Raw genomic sequence first — 21,788 nt, 5'->3', positions numbered from 1 at the left:
GTCGAAAGCGCACCGAAGTCCGTGCCACTCCGGTGATTTCCGGGATGTTATGTGGCAACCTACGGTGCTCGACCGAGATTGGTCAACAATCCGGGTCGGAGGGTCGGGTGCTATCCCACCCGCCGCATGGCCTGCTCACGGCGATCGGCGACGCGCGATCCCGACTCGCGCCGAGCCATGCGCCGCAGCACGATCGGCGCGAGCACGAGCCCGACGATCGCCCAGGCGCCGAGCACCGCCGCCGTCTCGAGCTGGCGCCACGATTCGCCGATCTCGATGACCACCGCATCGTCGGGCAGGAACGACGCGCGCATGCCGAGCCCGAGCCAGTAGATCGGGAACACCTGGGCGATCCACTGCAGCCAGTCGGGCAGTGCGGTGATCGGGGCGAAGATGCCCGAGATGGCGATGAGCCCGAGGATCGGCAGCGAGAGGTATCCCGCGCCCCGCGGCGTCGCGATCACGGATCCGAGGAGCACGCCGATGGCCTGCGTCGCGACGAGGCCGAGCACCAGCACCCACGCGAAGGTGATCCACGAGTACGGGTCCGAGATCTCGAGGCCGTCGACGAGGACGGCCCCCGGGATCAGGATGATGGCGAGGTACGCGAGGATCGTCGCCGAGATCTGCACGAGCTTGCCCACGAGATAGGCGCGGATGCCGTTCGGCGTCGCCTTGGCGCGCAGGAGCGTGCCGTCCTCGCGATCGGCGGCGAGCTGCTGCACGACGAGCAGCATGCCCAACGCGACGAACATGCCGAGCGCACCCGGCAGGATGATCGTGCCGAGCGAGGACGCCGTGCCGCCGATGACGACGTCGCGGAGGAAGTACACGGTCACGAGCGTGGCGACCGGCCAGAGCAGCTGGCCCACGAGCTCCATGCCGGTGAACGCCTGCCGAAGCTCGATGAGGCCGCGTCCGATCCCGGCGCGGAGGGGGGCGACGGCGGTCATCGCGGTGCTCCATTCGGTTCGGGAACCGCGCCCGAGGGCTCGGGCTCGGCGTCGAGGTCATCGCTCGCCGATTCGGCGTCCTTCACGAGCGCCAGGTAGGCGTCCTCGAGCGACGCGCGGCGGAGTTCGAGGTCGCGGATGTCCGCCCCGTCGCGTGCGAACAGTGCGCGGACGAATGCGGTCGAGTCCGGGCCGTGCCGCTCGTGACGTTCGCCGCCCTGGACCCAGCGCACTTCGTCGTGCCCGGCGATCTGCCGGGTGAGCTCCTCGGGCGTGCCGTCGGCGACGATGCGTCCGCGCGCCAGGATGACGATCCGACTGGCGAGCTTCTCCGCTTCGTCGAGATCGTGCGTCGTGATGAGCACCGTTGTCTCGAAGTCGTCGCGGATGCGCCGGACGAGTTCATGGAAGTCGCGTCGCGCCTTCGGATCGAGTCCGGTCGTCGGCTCGTCGAGGAAGACGAGCTCGGGGCGGCCCACGAGACCGATCGCGACGTCGAGCCGTCGTCGCTGGCCTCCTGAGAGCACCTTGATCGGTCGCTCGGCCTGGTCGGTGAGTCCGACGGCGGCGAGGAGGTCGTCGACGTCCCACGGCCGGCGGATCAGTGCCGTCGAATACGGCTCGTAGAGCGAGCCCTGGAACGCGAGGAGCTCGCGCACACGCCACTTCGGGTGGTCGCGCCACGACTGCAGCACGATGCCCATGCGGGCACGCCACTGCTCGGTGCCACGGGCCGGGTCGGCTCCCAGCACCTCGGCGCGTCCCGCGGATCGCATGCGGAACCCCTCGAGGATCTCGATCGTCGACGTCTTGCCCGCTCCGTTCGGGCCGAGCAGTGCCAGCACTTCACCCCGGCGCACCTGGAACGCGACGTCATGCAGCACGTCGGTCGTGCCATACCGCAACCGGAGTCCTTCGACCTCGATCGCGAGTCCATCGGCCTCGGTCGTCATCTCCGCCCCTGACCTGTGCCGGGCGTGGTCAGGCTCGCCCGAGTGCGTCGATGAGCGCGGCTCGATCGACGCCCGCGTAGGCGAGCGCACGGGGGACGGTGCCGAGATCGGCACGCAGGATGCCGACGAGCGCGTCGGCGACGGCGAGTCGATCCCGCTCGGTTCGGCCACGGTTCCGGTGGCTCGTGAAGTCGGCACGCCGCAGCGCCTCGCGCACCGTCGCTCCCCAGGTCGGCCGCGACTTCCGCGTGGCGGCGAGTCGCTCCTCGGCGACGGGCTCGATGCCGGCCGCACGCAACGACCGTTCGCGTTCACCGCGGAGCGCGGCGTCCACGCCGTCGTGGTCGAGACCGAACTCGGCGAGCGTGCGGCCGGCGACGTCGTGGCCGGCCGAGATCGCGAGCAGCAGGTGCTCGGCCTCGACGCTCGCCGCGCCGCGATCGATCGCCTCGTCGATCGCGTTGACGATGACCTGCTTCAGCGTCGGGTCGAGTGTGTCGTCTTCCAGGCGGTCAGGCATTGCGCCTCCTCAGTTCGATGCCGGCGAGTTCGAGCCGACGGTGGTGCTTCTTGTGCACGGCCTGCCGGGTGACGCCGAGGGCTTCGGCGACCTGCGTCCAGCTCCACCCCTCGCGCATCGCGCGTTCCACGGCTGCGTCCTCGAGTCGGTCGGCGAGCTCGCGCAGTGCCACGACTGCGGCGAGATCGTCGGCTTCGGCGCCGGTGGGGTCCGGGATCTGCTGAGGCGGCGGAGGCGGGGTCATAGAAGCAACTTAGGTTGCTTATCCAGTTTTGTCAACTGAAGTTGCTAAAAGGCCACGGAACGCGCTCGGTCACGGGCGGGAACAGCGCAGGAGTCCGCCCCGGAACTCGGCCTCCCATCGGCCCGGAGTTCAGCGAGCTACTCGGCCCAGAACGCGGCGAGCGCACGCGTGATCTCGTCGCGCACCTCGCGATCGGTCGCCGTCGCGACGCCGTCGCCGGGTTGCACGCCGTAGTCGCCGAAGCTCGCATGGTTGGCGCCGTCGATCTCGACGAAGACCGCGTCGGCGGGCAGCAGGTGCGCCGCGTCTCCGATCTTCTCGGGGGTGCTGAGCCCATCGTCGGTGCCCGCGATGCTGAGCACGGCGAGTCCGGAGTCGCTGACATCGTTCGCGCAGTACGAGCCGAAGAACACGATGCCAGCGACGTCCTCCTCACCCGCCATCATGCAGGCACGCACTCCGCCGAGCGAGTGGCCGCCCACGTACCACTCGGACACCTCGGGCGCGTGGCGTGTGAAGGTGTCGAGCGGCCGTTGGTCGAAGAACGCCAGGTTCAGGATCGGCTTGGTGATGATCACGGTCGTGCCGGTCTCCGCCACCGCGTCGACGAGCTTGGCCAGGTACGCGTACGGGTCGACCTTGGCGCCGGGAATGAAGACGAGCCCGCGATCCGATGCGCCGTCGAGCGGCGTCATGACGATCGAGTCGTCGAACGACTCGATGCTGACGCGCTCATCGGTCCAGGCCTCGAGCGAGGCCGGTCGCTCGCCCTGCATCACGGTCTTCGCCCACACCAGGAACCCGACGACGACGAGGACGAGGACGACGAGCACCGCGAGCAGCACTCGGACGACGCGACGGCCCGTCGGAGTGCGGCGCGGCTGGTGCGGTGCAGTGGTCGACATCGCATCAGTCTCGCAGAGCGGCGCGGGCCACCGACCTCGAATTGGCCGTTGCCCCGCGGGCGTCGCTGCGGTTCCATCGGAGCATGCACGACGACCTCGAGTTCTCCGCCGACCCTGCACGCCTCGACCTCGACCGCGTGCACACCTGGCTCGCCGAGGAGTCGTACTGGGCACTCGGCCGCTCACGTGCGGCGCTCGAGGCCGCCGTCGCCGGGTCGCGCAACTACGGCATCTACGACCGGGCGAGCGGCACGCAGCTCGCCTACGCGCGGGTGATCACCGACGGCGTGACGTTCGCCTGGCTGTGCGACGTGTTCGTCGACGCGGACGCGCGAGGTCGGGGCATCGGCGTGGCGATCGTCGAGCAGGTCATGGCGACGCTCGAGCCGCTCGGGCTCCGCCGCATCGGGCTCACGACCGCCGATGCGCACAGCCTCTACGAGCGGTTCGGCTTCGCGGCGCTGGAGCGCCCGGATCAGTGGATGGCGCGCGTGACGCCCGTCGCCGCGGACTGACCCGGGCCGGCGGACCGCTCAGGCTGCGCCCGACTCCCCGCGCACGCTGCCGGCGTCGACGCCGGCGTCGCGCCCGTAGGCCATCATGAGGAAACCCGTGCCATCGGGGCGTTCGAACATGAACTCGCGCTCGTGCAGCCGCTCGAATCCGAGACGGTCGTAGAGCCGCTGCGCCGCCAGCATGTCGGGCCCGGTGTTCAAGACGACCCGCTCGAGGCCGCGGATGCGCGCGAGCCGGAGCACGTGCGCGACGAGCACCTCGCCCACACCGCGGCGACGGGCATCAGCGGCGACCCCGAGGAAGCGGAAATCGAGCTCCCCCGCCCGCGCGAGCGGCGAGATCGCCGCGCCCGCCACGGGGGTCGAGGCCGTGCCGAGGAGCGCGCCGCTCGAGGCATCCGTCGCCACCCAGACCTGGTGGTCGCGTGCGCGCTCGGCGACCGCGACGATGTCGGCACGGTATGCATCGCTCAGCTCGAAGTCGCTCGCGTACGCGGCTTCGACGAGTTCGGTGACCGGCCCGACCTCGTCGGGGCGCATGAGTCGCACGCGGAGGTCGGCCTGCTCCTGCAGGGCGAAGCGGTACGCGAACGCCAGCACGTCGCCGAAGTGCTCGTCGCGCTCGGGTTGCCGCTCGAATCCGAGCCGCGCGTAGAGGGCCTGCGCCCGGAGGTTGCGTTCACCGGTGTCGAGCAGCAGCGCGTCGGCGCCCCACCCCAAGGCGGTCTCCATGCTCGCCCGCATCAGCGCCTCCCCCATGCCCGCACCCTGGGCGGAAGGGTCGACGGCCACGAGCCGCACCTCGGCCTCGTCGCCGATCGCGACTCGCGAGTACGGCGTGCCCGCGCGCAGCACGCTCGCGGTGCCGAGCAGTCGCTCGTCTTCGGCGACGGCCACGAGCACGGCCCCGGATGCCGCGCGCCCCGAAACGTCGCGCTGGAGCGCGCGTCGCTCCTCGCTCACCGGCAGGTGCCCGTAGGGGCCCGCAGCGAACGCGGCGGCGATGAGGGCGGGTTCGGCGGCGAGGTCGGCGTCGCGGATCGGACGGATGGTGAGCTGGCGGCTGTCGGTCTGCATCGCCGTCCAGCCTACGGCGGGCAGCCCGGCATTAGGCTCGACAGCGTGCCGCCGACCACGACCGATGCACCCCGAGTCGCCCTGCTCGGGCCCGTGCTCGTCGCGGGCCGGAGCGGCGAACTCGTCGAGCCGCCCGGCACCCTCGCGAAGGCGCTCATCGCGCTGCTCGCCGAGGCCGCCGACCAGCCCGGCCGGCGCGGCCTCAGCACGAACGCGATCGCGGCCGAGCTGTGGGGCGAGGCCCAGCCGCGCAACCCCCGTGCAGCGCTGCAGACCCTCGTCTCGCGCGCTCGCGGTGCGACGGTCGAAGGCCTCATCGTCTCCACGACGAGCGGGTACGCACTCGCGGCCGACGAGCGGCCGAGCGATCTCGCCCTGGCGCGGTCGCTCCTCGCCGATGCTCGATCCCTCCTCGACCACGAGCCGGGCGAGGCCCTGGCAGCGGTCGAGGATGCCCTCGCGCTGTGGCGCGGCGAACCCGGCGCCGATCTCGGCGACGCCCCGATCGGGGCCGAACTCGCCGGATCCGCGGCAGCTATCAACGACGAGCTGCACGAGGTGCGGGCCCGGGCGCGGCTCGCGACCGGCGACCCCGGCGGTGCCGCCGACGATGCGGGCAGGCTCGCGACGACGCATCCGCTGAACGAGCGGCGGCAACTCCTCCTGCTGCAGGCGATGGCCGACGACGGACGCCGCCAGGAGGCGCTCGAGGCCTTCGGGCGATTCCGCGCGCGCCTTCGCGACGAGCTCGGCGCCTCCCCTGGCGCAGAGCTCGTCGCCCTCAACACCAGGCTCCTCGACGATGAGCCGGGAATCGAGCACCGCGTGCGCCTCGGCCTCCGCGCCGAACCCAACGAGCTGCTCGGCCGCGAGCACGACGTCGCGGCGATCTCCGCGCTGCTCGGGTCGGCACGACTCGTGACCGTGCTCGGTCCCGGCGGGCTCGGCAAGACCCGGCTCGCGCAGGCGGTCGCGGCTCGCGCCGACGATCCCGCGGTCGTGGTGGTCGAGCTCGCGAGCATCCGCAGCGATGACGATGTCACGCTCGCCCTCGCCTCGACGCTCGGCATCGGCGAGCCGTCGGTGAGCACCCGCCTCTCCGATGCGGCGCCCCGACCAGACCTCGCCACCCGCGTCGTCCAGCAGCTCGCCGAGCGCCCGACGCTGCTCGTGCTCGACAACTGCGAGCACGTCATCGACGGCGCGGCGCGCTGGACCGCGACGCTCCTGGCATCGGCTCCGCATCTCCGCGTGCTCGCCACCAGCCGCAGCCCGCTCGCGATCACCGCGGAGCACGTCTATCCGCTCGGCGCCCTCCCGACGGTGAACGCCGACGGGGTGCCCGGTGCCGCGGTGCAGCTGTTCCGAGACCGGGCGAACTCGGCGCGTCCCGGTGTCTCGCTCCCCCGCGAGGCCGTCGAGCGACTCTGCACGCACCTCGACGGGCTCCCGCTCGCCATCGAACTCGCGGCAGCACGCGTGCGCTCGATGTCGGTCGAGCAGATCGAGGCGCGCCTCGAGCACCGCTTCGCCCTGCTCGTCTCCGGCGACCGGTCGGCTCCCGAACGGCACCGCACGCTGCAAGCGGTCATCGAGTGGAGCTGGCGCCTGCTCGAACCGGCCGAGCAGCGTGCGCTCGCGCGGCTCTCGCTGTTCGTCGACGGATTCGGCGTCGACGCAGCAGCCCGCATGATCGGCGACGACGGCGACGCCGCCACGGCGGAGACCGCCGACCACGTCGTCGATGCGCTCGTCGCCCAGTCGCTGCTCGCTGTGGCCGAGCCGCCCGGTTCGACCGCCCCGCGCTATCGCATGCTCGAGACCGTGCGAGAGTTCGGCCAGCTCGAGCTCGACGCCGCCGGCGATGCCGACGACGCTCGACGCGCGATGTTCGAGTGGGCCGTGGAGTTCGCACTCGACGGTGTCGAGCGCACCGCCGACCACCGCCAGATCGAGATGCTGCACGGTGTCGCGCTCGAGCAGGACAACCTGGTGTCGATCCTGAGGGCCGCGATCGCCGGGCGCGACGCGCGCGTGGCACTCGGCGTCTTCGCGGTGCTGGCCTACTCGTGGTCGGTGCGCGGCAACCACGACGAGGTGCTCTCCTTCATCGGCGACCTGCTGACGGCGAGCACCGGGTACACGCCCGAACCGCGATTCAACGAGTTGGCGGCGACCGCGTACATCACGATGTCGGCGACGGCGCTCGTCGCCGAGCACCGCCAAGGGCTCATCGCGCTCTCACGGCTCCGCCGGATCATCCGCTCGGGTGCGGAACTCGCGCCGTGGCAGCGCGGAGCTGCGGAGTTCCTCCTGGGCCTCTCCGATCTCGATCACGCGCACGCGTCGCTCGAACGGATGACCGCCTCCGACGACCTCGCCGAGGCGCTGCTCGGCGGCATCCTCACCGCCCAGGTCGCCGAGAACGAAGGCGAGATCGATCGCGCCGCGACGGCGGCACGTCGCGCCTTCGAACTCTCGGAGCGGAGCGGGGAGGCATGGATCGGCGCGATGGCGGCGATGACCCTCGCCCAGCTCGCCAGCCAGACGGCGCGGCCCTCCGAGGCGCTGCGCTGGAGCGAGGAGGCGGCGCGGCGCCTGCGATGGTTCGGTGCGGCCCCCGACCTGCTGCAGCTCGAGTGGATCGAGGCGGTGGCGCTGCTCTCGCTCGGCCGACTCGACGAGGCCGAGCAGCGATTCGAACGGATGACGCAGGGCGATCGCACGGGCGACATCCGCTTCGATCTCGGCGCGATCGGCGAGCTCGGGCTGTCCGAGGCGGCGCGCACCCGCGGGGAGACCGCCAACTCCGTCGAGCACACGCATCGCGCGCTCGAACGATACGCGCTGCCCGGCCGCCGGGCGTCGCCCTGGTACGTCCTCTCGCTCGCGGCGTTCGTCGCCGCCGGGGTCGACGACGACCGTGACGGGAACGAGATCGCCGACACGGCACGGCGGCTCCGCGCACGCACGCTCGCCATGCACCGGGTCAGGCCGGGGTACATCGACAAGCCCGTGCTAGGCACCGCGCTCGTCGGCTGGTCGAGTTGGGCGATGACGGTGCCATCGCTCGAGGACCGGGCACTCGAGCTGCTCGCCCTCGCCGAGCGGCTGTCGCCGCGCCAGGACCTGCCGCTGCTCGCGCTCACGGCCCGCGTCGAGGCCGCCGAGCAGCGGCTCGGTGCGGCGCGGGTGCACGAAGCCCGGTCGGCCGCGGCATCCGTGTCTCCGGATGCCGCAGTCGACCGGGCCGTCGAGCTCCTCTCGGAGCGGGTCCCGTAGCCGAGGCGGCTACGCCTTCCGCATGTACGCCCGCACCGTGAGCGGTGCGAAGACCGCGACGATGACGGCCGCGCCGAGCAGCGAGACGCCCGCGTCGGGCCCCCACGTACCGGTGTTCACGAGGTCGCGGACCGCGGTCACGAGGTGCGAGACCGGGTTGATGTCGACGAACCACTGCAGCCAGTCGGGCATCGTGTCGGCCGGCACGAACGCGTTCGAGAGGAACGTCAGCGGGAAGAGCACGATCATCGAGACGCCCTGCACGCTCGATGCGGTGCGAGCGATCACGCCGAAGAAGGCGAAGATCCAGCTGATCGCCCACGAGCAGGCGATGACGAGGAGCCCGGCCCCGACGACCGACCAGATACCGCCCTCGGGGCGGAATCCCATGAGGTAGCCCATCACGAAGGTCAGGGTGGTCGCGATGCCGTATCGCACGGTGTCGGCGAGCAGGGCGCCCGACAGGGGCGCGATCCGCGCGATCGGCAGGGAGCGGAACCGATCGAACACGCCCTTGTCCATGTCCTCGCGAAGCTGCACGCCCGTGACGACCGAGGTCGTGATGACGGTCTGCACGAGGATGCCCGGAATGATGATCGGCAGGTAGCTCGCGACGTCGCCCGCGATCGCACCGCCGAAGATGTACGTGAACATCAGGGTGAACAGGATCGGCTGCACCGTCACGTCGACGAGCTGCTCGGGGGTGCGCTTGATCTTCAGCAGGCCCCGGTACGCCATGGTGAGCGTGTGCGAGACGGTCTCGGAGATCGAGACGCGGTTCTTGAGCGTGCGCTGGGCGCCCGGGGTGATCGGCGACGCGGCGGTCGCCTTCGGGGAAAGCATGGTGGTGGTCATGCGCGGCTCCCTTCGAGCTCGGCGGATGCTCCGGTCCCCGCGTCGTCGGATTCGACGCCGTGACCGGTGAGGGTGAGGAAGACCTCGTCGAGCGTCGGCTTCTGCACGCTCATCTCGGCGAGGTGGATGCCCTCGTCGCGGAGCGTCACGAGCAACTCGGTGACGAGGTCGGGGTCGTTCATGGGCGCGGTGAGGCGACCGGCCTCCGGCGAGGCGGATGCCGCGACGCCCAGCACGCGCTGGATCGCGACGCGCGCGTCGTCGGCGTCACCGAGGTTCACGAGCCGCAGCTCGAGGGTGGACTCCCCCACGGAGGCCTTGAGGTCGTTGGCCGTGCCTTCCGCGACCACGCGGCCGCGGTCGATGACCGCGATGCGATCGGCGAGCTGGTCGGCCTCGTCGAGGTACTGCGTGGTCAGCAGCACCGTCGACCCCGACGACACCAGGCGGCGGATGGTGTCCCACATCTGGATGCGCGTACGCGGGTCGAGGCCCGTCGTCGGCTCGTCGAGGAAGATGAGCGGCGGCTGCGCGATGAGGCTCGCGGCCAGGTCGAGACGACGGCGCATGCCGCCGGAGAAGTTCTTCAGCGGTCGCTTCGCGGCATCCGTCAGGCCGAACTCCTCGAGGAGTTCGGTGGCCTTGCGACGCGAGTCCGCGGCGCTCAGTCCGTGCAGTCGCGAGAACAGGAAGAGGTTCTCGGTGGCCGAGAGCGTCTCGTCGACGGAGGCGTACTGGCCCGTGACGCCGATGAGCTGACGCACGACCTGCGCCTCGCGCTGCACGTCGTGGCCGAAGATGCGGGCGCTGCCGCCGTCGGGCTTGAGCAGCGTCGCGAGCATGGAGATGGTGGTCGTCTTGCCCGCGCCGTTCGGGCCGAGCACGCCGTAGACGGACCCGGTGGCGACGCGGAGGTCGACGCCGTCGACGGCGCGATTCGCACCGAACGTCTTGACGAGCCCCTCGGCCTCGACGGCCCAATCGGGTGATGTGTGTGTGGTCATGGGTACACAGTGGGCGCGCGTGCTTGCACGACGCTCACGCGGCGCTCACAGCGCCCTGACGGCCGCGACGGACTCCGACAGCCGCTGACCGCCGCTGCCCCGCGACGGACGCCCTGACCGGCGACGTGCGTGCGGGGCGCCGATCTTGCGCCGAACCCGCGCCGCGAACGCCGGATGCGCATGAATCTGCGAGTTCCCGCCACAACACTGCGCGCCCTGCGGCGTAGCCTTGAAGGGTGACAGCGTTCGTCTCAGCCCTCGATCTCTTCTCGATCGGGATCGGCCCCTCGAGTTCCCACACCGTCGGCCCGATGCGGGCCGCACGGGCGTTCGCCGAACACCTCGCGCGAGACGGCGTGCTCGACCGCGTCACCCGCATCACGTGCTCGCTGTACGGCTCGCTCGGCGCCACCGGCCTCGGGCACGGGACTCCCGACGCGGTCGTCGCCGGCCTGGCCGGCCTCGAGCCGCACGACTGCGACCCCGACGAGGTTCGCGGCGCCTGGGCGGGTCTCGGCGATGACGGCGCCGAGGTGCGCATCGTCGGCACGCACACGATCCGGATGCTCCGCAGCGATGTCGCCCTCGAACCGCGCACCCGCCTGCCCGGCCACCCCAATGCGATGACGCTGCAGGCGTGGGGCGACGACGCGCTCCCCCTCGCGGAAGACACGTACTACTCGGTGGGCGGCGGGTTCATCCGCCGCGAGGGCGAGACGGCGTCCGAGGCCGAGGCGCTGCGGCATCCGCTGCCCTACTCGAGCGCCGACGAACTGCTCGCACTCTGCGAGGAGCACGGCGTCTCGCTGTGCGACGTCGCACGGTACAACGAGGTCGCGGTCCACGGCGAGCAGGGCATCGACGACGGCCTCGACGCGATCTGGGCGGCGATGGCCGAGTGCGTCTCGAACGGGCTCTCGGCCGACGGCACCCTGCCCGGCGGCCTGCGGGTCAAGCGGCGCGCATCGCTCGTGCGACAGCGCCTCGAGGAGTACGACCGCGACGAGCATCTGCGCGACACCTCGACCGAATGGCTGCACGCGTTCGCGCTCGCGGTGAACGAGGAGAACGCGTCGGGCGGGCGGGTCGTCACGGCCCCGACGAACGGCGCGGCCGGCATCATCCCGGCCGTCGGCCACTACTACCTGAAGTTCGTGCCCGGTGCCGATGCTGCCGGCATCCGCCGATACCTGCTGACCGCCGCGGCGATCGCCTCCCTCGTCAAGAAGAACGCCTCGATCTCGGGTGCCGAGGGCGGGTGCCAGGCGGAGGTCGGTTCGGCGTGCGCGATGGCGGCCGGTGCACTCTGCGCCGTGCTCGGCGGGACGCCCCGACAGATCGAGAACGCCGCGGAGATCGCCATGGAGCACCACCTCGGCCTCACCTGCGATCCCGTCGGCGGCCTCGTGCAGGTGCCCTGCATCGAGCGCAACGCGATCGCCTCGTCGACCGCCGTCTCCGCCGCACGCCTCGCACTGCACGGCGACGGCACGCATGTCGTCTCCCTCGACACCGTCATCGAGACCATGCGGCAGACGGGCATCGACATGATGACGAAGTACAAGGAGACGAGCGAGGGCGGGCTCGCGGTCAACGTCATCGAGTGCTGATCGGCGGGCACGGCACCCGCCGTGTCCCCCGATCGGGAATCTCGCGGTGCACGCGAGCGTCTGACACGCTGTGCAGATGGACACCCCCGACCCGAACATGCCCGATCTGCTCTGGGGCGCAGGCCTCATCGGCCTCGTCATCGGCCTCGTGATCTATCTCGCCGTGCTCGGGCTCATGCTCTGGATCGGCTACCTGATCATCAAGGCCGCGGTGCGCAACGGCCTGCGCGACCACACGATGTGGCTCGAGGGCCGGCGCAGCCCGTTGCGCTGAGACCGGAGCCGGCAGCCGCATGGGACTGCCGGGTGGGTGCCGGTGTCCCGGCCGGCGCCCACCCGTGCTCGGCGCGCCCGCGTCAGCAGGCGCAGCTGATGACGCCGTCGGCGACGGCGCCGCCGCCGAGTCCCGTCTCGACGACGTTCGTGAGCGGGTCGGCCGCGAGCTGGGCCGGCCCGTCGGCGGTGTCGTAGGCGAATCCCTCGCGCACCCAGTACTCGAATCCGCCGATCATCTCCTTCACGGGGTGGCCGAGCAGCGCGAACTCGAGTGCGGCGCGCGTCGCCCCGTTGCATCCCGGACCCCAGCAGTAGACGACGACCGGCGTGCCGGTGGGGATCAGCGCGGCGGCCTCTGCGGCGATGCGGCGCCACGGCAGGTGCACGGCGCCGGGCACGTGGCCCTGCGACCACGAGGCGTCGTTGCGGGTGTCGACGAGCACGAAGCCCGGCTCCGAACCGGCGAGCGCGGCGGCGACATCCGAGACGTCGGCCTCGAAGCCGAGCCGGCCCCGGAAGTGCGCGATCGCCGCGTCGCGGTCGGCGACGTGCGCGAAGAGCGCAGGTGAGGGTGCGGGTGCGGCTGTCGGCGGCGTGGCCGTGATCGTCTCGGTCATGCTGTTCACACTGTCAGCCGCCGCCGGTCGAGGGCAGGGAATATCGCGCCGTCGTGGCGCGACATCCCGCCACTCGTGGTCGTCAGCCCGCGAAGAAGGCGGTGACGGCAGCGCCGAGTGCGGCGAGGTCGTCGACGTGCGCGAGCTCGCGCGCCGAGTGCATCGAGAGCAACGGCACGCCGACATCGACCGTGCGGATGCCGAGCCGGGTCGCCGAGAGCGGGCCGATGGTCGAGCCGCACGGGATCGAGTTGTTCGAGACGAACGGTTGCGTCTCGACGCCCGCCTGCCGGCAGACCGCCGCCCAGAACCCCGCACCCTCGGCGTCGCTCGCATAGCGCTGATTGGCGTTGAGCTTGAGCAGCGGACCCCCGCCGAGCGAGGGCCGGTTCGCCGGGTCGTGCCGTTCGGGATAGTTCGGGTGCACCGCGTGGCCCGCATCGGAGGAGACGATCCAGGATGCCGCGTACGCACGCCGACGCTCGATGTCGCCGGCGCCGAGCCCGGCGCCGATGCGCACGAGCACGTCGTCGAGGAAGGGGCCGCTCGCACCCGAGCGCGACTCGGAGCCGAGTTCCTCGTGATCGAACGCGGCGAGCACGCTGACATGACCGGCATCGCCGGGCACCTCGAGCAGGGCCACGAGCCCGGCATAGACCGAGCTCAGGTTGTCCATGCGCCCAGAGGCGAACAGGGTGTCGTCGAGGCCGAACCGCGCCGGCGCCTGCGTGTCGGCGACGAGCACGTCATGGCCGACGATCCGCTCGGCGTCGACCCCGGCCGAGGCCGCGAGCACCTCGAGCACGTCTCCCGTGCCGCCGGCACCCCAGATCGGCTGCACGTGGCGCTGCTTGTCGAGGGTGAGCCCCTTGTTGACCTCGCGGTCGAGGTGGATCGCGAGCTGCGGGATGCGCAGCATGGGGCCGGTCCGCACGAGGTGCGTGGCGCCGTCGTCGGTGACGATGCGGCCCGCGAGCTCGAGTTCGCGGTCGAGCCACGAGTTCAGGAGCGGCCCGCCGTAGACCTCGACCCCCGCCTGCAACAGGCCCTCGGAGCTCGACGTCGGGCGCGGCTTCAGCTTGAACGACGGCGAATCAGTGTGAGCGCCGAGCACGCGGAACGGCGTCGTGCCGCCCGCGGCCGCCGGCGTCACCCACGCGATGACGGCGCCGTCGCGAACCACCACGTGGCGTCCTCCGCCCGACGGCCATTCGTCGCGCTCGTCGAGTCGATCGAAGCCGGCGGATTCGAGACGGCGCGCGACCTCTTCCGCCGCGTGGTACGACGACGGCGAGGCGCGGACGAAATCGGCGAAGTCGGCGATGTAGGCGTCAGTGCGTGATGCGGGCATCCTCCCATCCAACACCGCTCGCGGCCCGTGGTCGAGTTCGCCGCTCGGCGTCGGGCGAACCAGCTCGTGCTCGCGCCCGCCGCGCGGCAGCGCAGGTCAGGCGAACCGCACGACGGCCTGCAGGCGCGAACGCACCTCCATGACCTCGGTGCCGCCGAGGTGGGCCGACCCCGGCAGGCCCTCGCGCACCGCGCTCGCGAGGCGCGAGCGACGCACGAGCGCGACGACGGCGCCGCGATTCGTGCCGCCGAGCTCGAGGGACTCCTCGGCGTGCTCGTCGGGCACGACGATGATGAGCGCGGTCGGCTTGACCTTGGCGGCGCGACCGATCGCCTTCGCGCGCGCGGCGAGCGCTCGCACCGGGCGCTCCCCGTCGAGCGCCGCGCCGACCAGTTCGCCGCGCTTCATGGCGACGGGCCCGCCCCAGTCCTCGGACTGGATCGCGAAGAGGCCCGTCGGGCCGAGCACGAGGTGGTCGAGCTTCGGCGGCAGGCCGTGGCCCGCGGCATCCGTCGCGACGTCGTGCCACACGGTGTAGGCGATGCCCAGCGTCGACAGCGAGCGGGCACTCGCCTCCTCGGCGAGCGCGTCGGCGAGCACATGACGGATGTCGCGTGGTGCACTTCGCACGAGCGCGGGGTCGTAGGGGTCGGCGAGGGTCACGCCGCGGCCGGCCCACTCGCGGATCAGCCCGAGGTAGCGCTCGCGCGACAGGCCCCCGGGGTGGCCGTAGGTGCGGGCGAGCGGGCGCGAGTCGCGACGCGGCTTCGGCGCAGCCGGCGCCCACGCCTCTCGGCTCGGCGCCGGGGCCCCGCCGCGGGCGCCGCGGTCGAAGAGCGCACGCGCATCGGGCGTGCCCACGAGCTCCCACGCGAGTTGCACGGCGTGGAACCGCACGACATCGCCGCCCGTGTCGGGGTGCGCGCTCCGGAGCGCTCGACGATAGGCGAGCCGCAGCGTCGCGTCGTCCGCGTCGGACGCGACGCCGAGCACCTCGTACGGTGAGGCGGAGAGCGGACTGTCGGGCATGGGCTCGCTTTCGAATGTGCGACCACGAGAATACCGCGGCGCGGCTGTACGCGGGTCTAGACTGCCGACCACAGGGGCCCGAGCGGGTCGTGGGAGAGGCTGAAATGCTGATCGACGTGAAGATTGCCGTGACCGAGCGCGTGACTCGTCGGAGGAGCTGAGATGCTCGTCGACGTCAATTACTGGGCCGTGATCGTCGCCACGCTGTCGACAATGCTCGTGGGATCGATCTGGTACACGCCGAAGGTCTTCGGCAACTACTGGATGCGGGTCGCGAAGGTCGACGATTCCGGCGAGCGCGGAGCGGTCGGACCGATCCTCACGACGCTCATCGTGAGCTTCATCTCGGCGTGGGTGCTCGCGATCGCGACCCAGGTCGCCTGGACGGCGCTCGGCGGCAACTACCTGCTGATGGCGTTCACGACCGGCCTCATGCTGTGGGCAGGCTTCACCGCCGCACGCTTCATCACGCACGACGTGTTCGAGGGCCGCCCGCCCGGGCTCACCATCCTCAACATCGGGCACGAGCTCGTGACCGTGGTGGTCATGGCGCTCATCATCGGAGTCTGGCCGCCCGCGGGCACCGTCTGACGGGGAGCCGGCCCGGCTCGCTCCGCCTCAGTCGGCGAATCGCAGCATGCCGTCGTCGACGAGCGTGCGCACCGCGGGCAGCAGCTCGCCCGCGAGCGCCGTCTCGTCGACCTCGAGCAGCTGGGCCAGCGCGGCCACGATCGCGCCGACGGGCAGCTCGCCGTCGCTCGCGCCGACGAGCGCCGCGAGCCCCGTGTCGAGGCTGATCGCCCGCCCGAAGCCGCCGCCCTGGCGCAGCAGCATCGCCGTCGGGTCGTCGTCGCCCGGCCAGTAGTGACGCTCCTCGGTGACGTCGCCGGCAGCCGTGAACCGGGTCGCGGCGAGCATGGCATCGTCGAGGGCGGCCTGCCGGTCGTGTCCGGCGAGGCACTCGGCGAGGTGCGCTCCGAGTCCGGACTCGTTCGAGCCGAGCGGTCCGTGCAGGCGCTCGAGTCGCGCGAGCCCGCCCTCCGAGCGAGTGGATGCCGCGGCATCCGCTCGTCGCAGCAGCACGTAGCCGAAGCCGACGCGCTCGACCCCGCGTGCGGCGAAGTCGTCGAGCCAGGCATCGTAGAGCCGGTCGAACTCGGCGCTGCCGGGCCGCGTGCCGCCGTCGCGAATCCACGTCTCCGCATACTCGGTGACGTGCTGCACCTCGCGCTCGATCACCCAGTGCTCGAGCATGGCCGCCCAGTCGCCGACGCGTTCGAGGCCGTCGGAGGCGGAGGCGCCGGCGGGGCCGCCAGCGGAGGCGCCCACGCCCCGGTACTCCCAGTTGCCGAGGAGCTGCGCGACGCCGCCGGGCTCGAGATGGTCGTGAGCCCCGCGGATCACGGCTTCGACGAGCGCATCGCCCACCATGCCGCCGTCGCGGTAGTCGTACTCGGGAACGCCCTCGATGCGCGGGGTGATGACGAAGGGCGGGTTCGAGACGATGCGGTCGAACCGCTCGCCCGCGACCGGCTCGAAGAGGCTGCCGAGCCGGAACTCGACGCCGCCGATGCCGTTCAGCACCAGGTTCAGTCGCGCGATCTCGAGCGCACGCTCGGAGATGTCGGTCGCGACGATGCGCTCGGCGAACCGCGACGCGTGCATCGCCTGGATCCCGCAACCGGTGCCGAGGTCGAGCACGCGCTTCGCGGGCGTCGGCAGCATGAGTCCCGAGAGCGTCATCGACGCGCCCCCGACGCCGAGCACGTGGTGCTCGCCGAGCGCGTGTCCGAGGGCGAGCTCTCCGAGGTCCGAGAGGATCCACCACTCGCCGGCGCCGTACGCATCGGTGAACGCATACGGACGCAGGTCGAGCCGAGCGCGCACGGTTGCTCCGCGGCCCGAGCCGCCGCCGTCGCCGGCATCGCCGACGAGCCCGAGCTCGATGGCCCCCTCGACCCCGAGCCCGACGAGGGCGTCGGCGAGCTCGCCGTGCGGCACGGGGACACCGAGCACGAAGAGTTCGGCGAGCGTCGCGAGGCCGGCGGATGCCCCGTGCTCGCGCCTGCGGGCATCGAGCACCCGCCTCGCGGGCACGCGCTCGCCCCGATGCAGGGCCGCTGCGGCGTCCTCGCCCCACAGTTCCTCGAGCGCAGCGACCGTGAAGTCGGCGGCCACGAGGTCGGCACGCAGGAGGCCCAGCAGCTCGTCGGCACGAGCCTCGTCGACGGCGGTGAGGGGCGACGGATTCGGCTCGGTGCTCATTCGACCATTCAAGCGCACCCGCGCCGCGGCGATCCGATCGGGGCTTCGGTCAGCGGGTCGCGAGGTCGAGCACGAGCGGGAACGGGCCGAAGCCGTCGTCGATCGTGAGGTGGCCGCCACCCGCCACGGTGACGTACTCGGCACCGAGCGGCTCGGCGAAGACGCGGCCGGCCCCCTCGGGGCAGTACGGGTCGGCGTCACCCGAGACCACGATCACGTGTTCGGCGGCGGCGTGCACGGCCTCGCCGTCGAGGGCGAACCCGGCGACGTTCGGGATCCCCCTGAGCACGGGGTCCGAGACCGGGGCGACGAGCAGCAGTCGGGTCGCCGCGGCATCTGTTCGCCCTTCGGCCGCGCGTCGGGCCGCGACGACGAGCCAGGCCGCGCAGCCGAGGCTGTGGCACACGACCGTCAGCGACGCGGGGTCCGTGCCGGCCAGTTCGGCCTCGATCGCGGCGACCCAGTCGTCGAGCACGGGTTCGTCGGGCTCGGGCAGCTGGGGGTAGCGAACGGATGCCCCGCTCCCCTCGAGTTCGGACGCGAGCCACCGCTGCCAGTGCCCGTCGGGGCGCCGGTTCTCGTAGCCGTGCAGGATCAGGTACGTCAAGACTCGTGCCCCTCAGGTTCGGCCGGCATGGCGGCTCCCGGCAGTGCGCACCATTCAAGCAGGTGGCCGGCGCGACGACGATGCCGACCGTCATCGATTCGTCATCTGGAGTACATGTCGGGTTGCGCTCTGTAACCCGCCCGTCACACGGTGCGTTTAGCGTTGATTACGATCGAGACAAGGCGAGGGGAGGTGCGCATGGCAGAGTCGACGACACTCGAGCGGCTGCGTCAAGACGCACGCGACGAGCTCTCGGCGCTCATCGAGCTCCGATGCCGCCTCGGCGAGGACCCGTGGGTGTTCCTGCCCGACCTGCCATCGGTCGACGAACAGGTCGTCGCGACGCTGCGTGAAGACCGGCTCCACTCCGAGCGCTGGCGCACGGTGCGGGCCCGCGCCTATCACCCGGCCGCGCGCGAGGGCGACGTCGCGAAGTTCGAGTACGAGCTGCTGCGCGAGATCGCCCTCGAGCATCCCGACCTCAGCCCTGCGGTGTGGTCGGTGCTCGACCGGGTGCCGTCGCGCTGGTGACCCGCTGCACGCGCATCCAGGTGATGAAGCCGAAGATCGTGAACAGTCCGTAGAAGACGTACAGCAGCGCCGAGGCGTAGTAGCCGGCGCTGATGAGCAGCGGCACGCCGACGATGTCGACGGCGACCCAGATGAGCCAGAACTCCGTCCATCCCTTGGCCATGCCCCACGTGGCGAGCAGCGACCCCATGAAGATCCACGCATCGGCCCAGACCGGTTCGAACGAGCCGAGAGCCCGGAAGATCGGGGTCAGCACGAGCGTGCCGCCGAGGAGGGCGACTCCGAGCAGGATGCGGGCTCGCGCGCTCGCCCACCTCGGCTCGACCGCGGAGTCGCTCACCTGACGGTGCTGCGACCAGCGCACCCAGCCGTAGATCGACACGGCGATGAACATGAGCTGCCGCCCGGCCTGACCGAGCAGGTTCACGGGGTTCGGCGTCTCGAAGAGCGCGCCCATGAAGACCGTGAAGAGCAGCGCGTTGCCCACGATGCCGACCGGCCACGCCCAGACCTTGCGCCGGAGCCCGCCGAGCGCGCTCGCGAGCCCGAACACGTTGCCGACGATCTCGCGCCAGAGGATGACCTGGTCGCCGATCACGAGCTGGGCGTCGAAGAGCCACTCGATGGGGTTCATGCCGGATCGCCCCGCGAGGGGTCGGCGGCACCCGCCTCGGCCCTGGCACGCGCGCCGCGCGTCACGAGCATCGCGATGAGCCGCCATCCGAGCAGGAAGGCGGCGAGCGTCAGGGTCGCGACGATGATGAACGCGAGCTGCGTGCCCTGGCCGCTCACCGCGCGGAGCAGCATGCCGCCCACGACGGTCACCGCCCAGACGATGACGCCGGTCGGCCAGACGGCGAGCGGATGCCGCCACGCTCGCGCCGCGAGCCAGCCCGCCACGAGGGCGGCGAGGAAGGGCCACGCCGTGCCCGCGATTCCCGCGAGGTCGAGCCCCTCGGCGTGGCTCCTCCGGCCGATCGACACGAAGACGACGACGAGCACCGCATCGAGGATCGCCGCGATCGCGATCGTGCCGGGGCGGTGCTTCACGGGCTGCGTCATGCTCTCATCGTACGGATCCCGGAGTTCTCGTGCGCACCCGATGCGCCCCGCCCTCACTCGAGCGGGCCGAGTGCTCCGAGCATCGACGGGTCCTCGACCGGGAGCGCGCAGACGAACGCCTCGCAGCGGTACGCGACGGCCTTCCCGTCGCGCGCAGTGCGCGCATCGAACAGCGAGAATCCCGCCTCCGCGAACTCGCGTGCCTGCCGCTCGTCGACGATGACGACGACGGATGCCTCGTGCGCCCGGGTCGCTGCGACGAGCGCGAGTTCCTCGGGTGCGACACCGTCCACGTCCCCGTCCGCGTCCCCGTCGGCGTCCGCGTGCTCGGGGTCGCTGTCGATGCGTTCGGGCCCGCTGCCGGCGCGCTCGGGCACGACCGTCACGAGCTGCACGACCGGCGCCGCGAGCCTCGTCATGAGCGCGAGTGCGCCGCCGAACGCGAGCGGGCGCTCCAGTGCGATGCCCGCCACGGACGACATCGCCTGCTCCGCCGCGGCGAGATACGCATCGCCGGCTCCCAGCAGGTGCAGTCGCCACGCGGCATCCGCGCAGGCGGTGACCCCCGATGGGGCTGCGCCCTCCGCCGGATCGTCGGGCAGCTGGAGGCCGCGCGCCCGCAGCACGGGGTCTCCCCCGCCCGGTGCTGCGAACGGGAGTCTGCTGTCCCCATCCTGATCGGCACTCGCGGCCGCCATCGCCGCATCGACGAGGGCGCGCGCTGCGACCGCGTAACCCGACTCACCGGTCACTGCTGCGAGTTCGAGGAGCCCGCCGGCGAGCATGCCCGTGTCCTCGAGGGTCGCGACGGCCGTCGAGGCCAGCCCATCGAGCGACGCCCGAACGAGACTGCCGTCGGGCAGCAGGTGCGTGGCCAGCAACAGCGCTGCGCAGCGTCTCGCCGCCTCCACCGACTGCGCGTCCCCGCGCACGAGTCCGTGCCTCGCGAGCGCGGCGATCGCGAGTCCGTTCCATCCGGTGAGCACCTTCTCGTCGAGGGGCGGGGGCGCGAGCCGCGCCCGCCCTTCGGAGTCCTGTCGGTAGTACCCGCCCTCGCTCCGCTCGCCGTCGATCACGCTCTCCGAGTCCTGGGCGCTCGCGAATCCGCCGCTCGGCAACTGCAACCGGTCGATCAGGAACCTCGCGATGCCGTCGGCGATCGACAGCGTGTGCTCGTCGCTCGGCCATGCCCGCCCGAGCTCGGTCGCAACCCGGAGGAGCAGCGCATTGTCGGTGAGCATCCGCTCGTAGTGCGGCTCGCTCCAGTCCGCCCGCGTCGCGTAGCGGAAGAACCCGCCGTCGACCGGGTCGTGCAGCGGGGATGCGCCCATGAGCCGCACGGTCCGCTCGGCCAGCGCCCTGCCCGATCCGCCGGCTGCCGTCAGGAACTCGAGCACGGGCGCCACCGGGAACTTCGGCGCACCGCCGAATCCGCCGTGCACCCGATCCTCCTGGGCGGCGAGCGCCTCGACGGCGCCCTCCAACTCGTCACGACGCGGCAGCGCACCCTCGGTTCGAACAGCGGATGCCGCGGCCAATGCCTCGGCCACTGCCGACGCCGTCGCGTCCAGCTCCGCGCGCCGGTCCCGCCAGGCTGCGCTGACGGCGGCGAGCACGTTCGTGAAGGAGGGGGTGCCGCGGAGCTCGTGCGGCGGGAAGTACGTGCCGGCGTAGAACGCACGCCCTTCCGGCGAGGCGAACACGGTCAGCGGCCAGCCCAGGTCGCGCGTGAACGCGGAAGCAGCCGCGAGGTAGCTCGCGTCGACATCGGGATGCTCCTCTCGGTCGACCTTGATCGCCACGAATCCGTCGTTCAGCACTGCGGCGACCGCGGGATCGCTGAAGCTCTCCCTGGCCATCACGTGGCACCAGTGACAGGTCGCGTACCCGACGGAGATCAGCACCGGTACATCCCGTTGCCGGGCCGCCTCGAATGCCGCTTCGCCCCAGGGGTACCAGTCGACCGGGTTCGACGCGTGAGCGCGCAGATAGGGGCTCATCGCATCGCCGAGCCGGCTGCCCATTCCCTCAGGATAGCGAGGTGGTTGTGTGGTGGTTCGGTTAACGGCGAAAGGCCGCCCTGTCGGGCGGCCTTCGGTCGTGTGCGTGGTGGTGCAGCTCGGGGGCTGCAG

22 protein-coding genes are annotated in these 21,788 nt (G+C 71.8%); 6 read left to right on the top strand and 16 right to left on the bottom strand.

Going from position 1 to position 21,788, the window contains the following annotated elements:
• Window positions 1-110 precede the first annotated feature (110 nt).
• The 5 genes from ACFTQE_RS09395 to ACFTQE_RS09375 form a co-directional block, all read right to left on the bottom strand.
• Window positions 111-953, bottom strand: coding sequence for an ABC transporter permease (locus ACFTQE_RS09395; RefSeq protein WP_376924803.1), 843 nt, complete (start codon window positions 951-953; stop codon window positions 111-113).
• Window positions 950-1,906 carry an ABC transporter ATP-binding protein gene (locus ACFTQE_RS09390; protein WP_376924802.1) on the bottom strand — a complete coding sequence of 319 codons (957 nt, stop codon included), beginning with the start codon at window positions 1,904-1,906 and terminating at the stop codon, window positions 950-952. Before ACFTQE_RS09390 ends, ACFTQE_RS09395 begins: the two co-directional genes overlap by 4 nt.
• A 28-nt stretch (window positions 1,907-1,934) precedes the next feature.
• Window positions 1,935-2,426, bottom strand: a complete 492-nt coding sequence (locus tag ACFTQE_RS09385) for a Clp protease N-terminal domain-containing protein (RefSeq protein ID WP_376924801.1) — start codon at window positions 2,424-2,426, stop codon at window positions 1,935-1,937.
• Window positions 2,419-2,670, bottom strand: coding sequence for a helix-turn-helix domain-containing protein (locus ACFTQE_RS09380; RefSeq protein ID WP_375837596.1), 252 nt, complete (start codon window positions 2,668-2,670; stop codon window positions 2,419-2,421). The genes ACFTQE_RS09385 and ACFTQE_RS09380 overlap by 8 nt, the downstream gene beginning before the upstream one ends.
• Before the next feature lie 137 nt (window positions 2,671-2,807).
• Window positions 2,808-3,575 carry an alpha/beta hydrolase gene (locus tag ACFTQE_RS09375; RefSeq protein ID WP_376924800.1) on the bottom strand — a complete coding sequence of 256 codons (768 nt, stop codon included), beginning with the start codon at window positions 3,573-3,575 and terminating at the stop codon, window positions 2,808-2,810.
• A gap of 83 nt (window positions 3,576-3,658) precedes the next feature.
• On the opposite strand from ACFTQE_RS09375, the gene ACFTQE_RS09370 reads away from it, so the two are divergent.
• Window positions 3,659-4,090, top strand: coding sequence for a GNAT family N-acetyltransferase (locus ACFTQE_RS09370; RefSeq protein ID WP_376924799.1), 432 nt, complete (start codon window positions 3,659-3,661; stop codon window positions 4,088-4,090).
• An 18-nt stretch (window positions 4,091-4,108) separates the two neighbouring features.
• On the opposite strand, the gene ACFTQE_RS09365 is transcribed toward ACFTQE_RS09370, so the two are convergent.
• Entirely contained in the window at window positions 4,109-5,167 is a 1,059-nt protein-coding gene (locus ACFTQE_RS09365) for a GNAT family N-acetyltransferase (RefSeq protein WP_376924798.1), read from the bottom strand.
• A 45-nt stretch (window positions 5,168-5,212) separates the two neighbouring features.
• Between ACFTQE_RS09365 and ACFTQE_RS09360 the strand changes: the two genes are divergently transcribed.
• Window positions 5,213-8,449: an ATP-binding protein gene (locus tag ACFTQE_RS09360; RefSeq protein ID WP_376924797.1), complete on the top strand. Its 3,237-nt coding sequence runs from the start codon at window positions 5,213-5,215 to the stop codon at window positions 8,447-8,449.
• 9 nt (window positions 8,450-8,458) lie between these two features.
• Here the strand turns inward: ACFTQE_RS09360 and ACFTQE_RS09355 are convergent, their stop codons facing one another.
• Both ACFTQE_RS09355 and ACFTQE_RS09350 read right to left on the bottom strand, forming a co-directional pair.
• Window positions 8,459-9,304 carry an ABC transporter permease gene (locus tag ACFTQE_RS09355; RefSeq protein WP_376924796.1) on the bottom strand — a complete coding sequence of 282 codons (846 nt, stop codon included), beginning with the start codon at window positions 9,302-9,304 and terminating at the stop codon, window positions 8,459-8,461.
• Window positions 9,301-10,308 carry an ATP-binding cassette domain-containing protein gene (locus tag ACFTQE_RS09350; protein WP_376924795.1) on the bottom strand — a complete coding sequence of 336 codons (1,008 nt, stop codon included), beginning with the start codon at window positions 10,306-10,308 and terminating at the stop codon, window positions 9,301-9,303. The genes ACFTQE_RS09355 and ACFTQE_RS09350 overlap by 4 nt, the downstream gene beginning before the upstream one ends.
• A 236-nt stretch (window positions 10,309-10,544) precedes the next feature.
• Here ACFTQE_RS09350 and ACFTQE_RS09345 point away from each other — a divergent pair, with 236 nt between their 5' ends.
• Window positions 10,545-11,918, top strand: a complete 1,374-nt coding sequence (locus ACFTQE_RS09345) for an L-serine ammonia-lyase (RefSeq protein ID WP_376924794.1) — start codon at window positions 10,545-10,547, stop codon at window positions 11,916-11,918.
• A gap of 76 nt (window positions 11,919-11,994) precedes the next feature.
• Window positions 11,995-12,192, top strand: coding sequence for a hypothetical protein (locus ACFTQE_RS09340; protein WP_376924793.1), 198 nt, complete (start codon window positions 11,995-11,997; stop codon window positions 12,190-12,192).
• 82 nt (window positions 12,193-12,274) lie between these two features.
• Here ACFTQE_RS09340 and ACFTQE_RS09335 read toward each other — a convergent pair whose 3' ends face one another.
• The 3 genes from ACFTQE_RS09335 to ACFTQE_RS09325 all read right to left on the bottom strand — a co-directional run bounded on the left by ACFTQE_RS09335 (window position 12,275) and on the right by ACFTQE_RS09325 (window position 15,191).
• Window positions 12,275-12,811: a rhodanese-like domain-containing protein gene (locus ACFTQE_RS09335; RefSeq protein WP_376924792.1), complete on the bottom strand. Its 537-nt coding sequence runs from the start codon at window positions 12,809-12,811 to the stop codon at window positions 12,275-12,277.
• 82 nt (window positions 12,812-12,893) lie between these two features.
• On the bottom strand, window positions 12,894-14,162 hold the full coding sequence (locus tag ACFTQE_RS09330) for a M18 family aminopeptidase (RefSeq protein WP_376924791.1): 1,269 nt from the start codon (window positions 14,160-14,162) through the stop codon (window positions 12,894-12,896).
• 96 nt (window positions 14,163-14,258) lie between these two features.
• On the bottom strand, window positions 14,259-15,191 hold the full coding sequence (locus ACFTQE_RS09325) for a J domain-containing protein (protein ID WP_375837612.1): 933 nt from the start codon (window positions 15,189-15,191) through the stop codon (window positions 14,259-14,261).
• 162 nt (window positions 15,192-15,353) lie between these two features.
• On the opposite strand from ACFTQE_RS09325, the gene ACFTQE_RS09320 reads away from it, so the two are divergent.
• Window positions 15,354-15,782 carry a DUF1761 domain-containing protein gene (locus tag ACFTQE_RS09320; protein ID WP_376924790.1) on the top strand — a complete coding sequence of 143 codons (429 nt, stop codon included), beginning with the start codon at window positions 15,354-15,356 and terminating at the stop codon, window positions 15,780-15,782.
• A gap of 27 nt (window positions 15,783-15,809) precedes the next feature.
• Here ACFTQE_RS09320 and ACFTQE_RS09315 read toward each other — a convergent pair whose 3' ends face one another.
• Together ACFTQE_RS09315 and ACFTQE_RS09310 are read right to left on the bottom strand one after the other, a co-directional pair.
• Complete coding sequence (locus ACFTQE_RS09315; protein ID WP_376924789.1) at window positions 15,810-17,456, bottom strand: methyltransferase; 1,647 nt, start codon at window positions 17,454-17,456, stop codon at window positions 15,810-15,812.
• 49 nt (window positions 17,457-17,505) lie between these two features.
• Window positions 17,506-18,063, bottom strand: coding sequence for an RBBP9/YdeN family alpha/beta hydrolase (locus tag ACFTQE_RS09310; RefSeq protein WP_376924788.1), 558 nt, complete (start codon window positions 18,061-18,063; stop codon window positions 17,506-17,508).
• A 198-nt stretch (window positions 18,064-18,261) separates the two neighbouring features.
• On the opposite strand from ACFTQE_RS09310, the gene ACFTQE_RS09305 reads away from it, so the two are divergent.
• Entirely contained in the window at window positions 18,262-18,594 is a 333-nt protein-coding gene (locus ACFTQE_RS09305) for a hypothetical protein (RefSeq protein WP_376924787.1), read from the top strand.
• Here the strand turns inward: ACFTQE_RS09305 and pnuC are convergent.
• Genes pnuC through ACFTQE_RS09290 form a run of 3 tightly spaced genes read right to left on the bottom strand, consistent with a single transcriptional unit; the run spans window position 18,545 to window position 21,680 of the window.
• On the bottom strand, window positions 18,545-19,228 hold the full coding sequence (gene pnuC / locus ACFTQE_RS09300) for a nicotinamide riboside transporter PnuC (protein ID WP_376924786.1): 684 nt from the start codon (window positions 19,226-19,228) through the stop codon (window positions 18,545-18,547). The two genes, ACFTQE_RS09305 and pnuC, sit on opposite strands and share 50 nt — an antisense overlap.
• The gene (locus tag ACFTQE_RS09295) at window positions 19,225-19,656 is read right to left on the bottom strand and encodes a DUF3054 domain-containing protein (protein WP_376924785.1); all 432 of its coding nucleotides are present in this window, start codon (window positions 19,654-19,656) and stop codon (window positions 19,225-19,227) included. Before ACFTQE_RS09295 ends, pnuC begins: the two co-directional genes overlap by 4 nt.
• Before the next feature lie 53 nt (window positions 19,657-19,709).
• Window positions 19,710-21,680, bottom strand: a complete 1,971-nt coding sequence (locus ACFTQE_RS09290; RefSeq protein WP_376924784.1) for a thioredoxin domain-containing protein — start codon at window positions 21,678-21,680, stop codon at window positions 19,710-19,712.
• Window positions 21,681-21,788: the final 108 nt, after the last annotated feature.

The sequence above is a fragment of the Agromyces sp. NPDC056965 genome (assembly GCF_042673425.1).
In the GTDB taxonomy this organism is placed as follows: domain Bacteria; phylum Actinomycetota; class Actinomycetes; order Actinomycetales; family Microbacteriaceae; genus Agromyces.
The sequence above is the reverse complement of the archived record's forward strand: the minus strand, read 5'-3'. Positions and strand labels throughout refer to the sequence as shown.

Excerpts from the sequence above, each read along its gene's own strand:
- ACFTQE_RS09395 (WP_376924803.1), bottom strand. The coding sequence starts at position 953 with ATGACCGCCGTCGCCCCCCTCCGCGCCGGGATCGGACGCGGCCTCATC.
- ACFTQE_RS09390 (WP_376924802.1), bottom strand. The coding sequence starts at position 1,906 with ATGACGACCGAGGCCGATGGACTCGCGATCGAGGTCGAAGGACTCCGG.
- ACFTQE_RS09385 (WP_376924801.1), bottom strand. The coding sequence starts at position 2,426 with ATGCCTGACCGCCTGGAAGACGACACACTCGACCCGACGCTGAAGCAG.
- ACFTQE_RS09380 (WP_375837596.1), bottom strand. The coding sequence starts at position 2,670 with ATGACCCCGCCTCCGCCGCCTCAGCAGATCCCGGACCCCACCGGCGCC.
- ACFTQE_RS09375 (WP_376924800.1), bottom strand. The coding sequence starts at position 3,575 with ATGTCGACCACTGCACCGCACCAGCCGCGCCGCACTCCGACGGGCCGT.
- ACFTQE_RS09370 (WP_376924799.1), top strand. The coding sequence starts at position 3,659 with ATGCACGACGACCTCGAGTTCTCCGCCGACCCTGCACGCCTCGACCTC.
- ACFTQE_RS09365 (WP_376924798.1), bottom strand. The coding sequence starts at position 5,167 with ATGCAGACCGACAGCCGCCAGCTCACCATCCGTCCGATCCGCGACGCC.
- ACFTQE_RS09355 (WP_376924796.1), bottom strand. The coding sequence starts at position 9,304 with ATGACCACCACCATGCTTTCCCCGAAGGCGACCGCCGCGTCGCCGATC.
- ACFTQE_RS09350 (WP_376924795.1), bottom strand. The coding sequence starts at position 10,308 with ATGACCACACACACATCACCCGATTGGGCCGTCGAGGCCGAGGGGCTC.
- ACFTQE_RS09340 (WP_376924793.1), top strand. The coding sequence starts at position 11,995 with ATGGACACCCCCGACCCGAACATGCCCGATCTGCTCTGGGGCGCAGGC.
- ACFTQE_RS09335 (WP_376924792.1), bottom strand. The coding sequence starts at position 12,811 with ATGACCGAGACGATCACGGCCACGCCGCCGACAGCCGCACCCGCACCC.
- ACFTQE_RS09330 (WP_376924791.1), bottom strand. The coding sequence starts at position 14,162 with ATGCCCGCATCACGCACTGACGCCTACATCGCCGACTTCGCCGATTTC.
- ACFTQE_RS09325 (WP_375837612.1), bottom strand. The coding sequence starts at position 15,191 with ATGCCCGACAGTCCGCTCTCCGCCTCACCGTACGAGGTGCTCGGCGTC.
- ACFTQE_RS09320 (WP_376924790.1), top strand. The coding sequence starts at position 15,354 with ATGCTCGTCGACGTCAATTACTGGGCCGTGATCGTCGCCACGCTGTCG.
- ACFTQE_RS09315 (WP_376924789.1), bottom strand. The coding sequence starts at position 17,456 with ATGAGCACCGAGCCGAATCCGTCGCCCCTCACCGCCGTCGACGAGGCT.
- ACFTQE_RS09305 (WP_376924787.1), top strand. The coding sequence starts at position 18,262 with ATGGCAGAGTCGACGACACTCGAGCGGCTGCGTCAAGACGCACGCGAC.
- pnuC (WP_376924786.1), bottom strand. The coding sequence starts at position 19,228 with ATGAACCCCATCGAGTGGCTCTTCGACGCCCAGCTCGTGATCGGCGAC.
- ACFTQE_RS09295 (WP_376924785.1), bottom strand. The coding sequence starts at position 19,656 with ATGACGCAGCCCGTGAAGCACCGCCCCGGCACGATCGCGATCGCGGCG.
- ACFTQE_RS09290 (WP_376924784.1), bottom strand. The coding sequence starts at position 21,680 with ATGGGCAGCCGGCTCGGCGATGCGATGAGCCCCTATCTGCGCGCTCAC.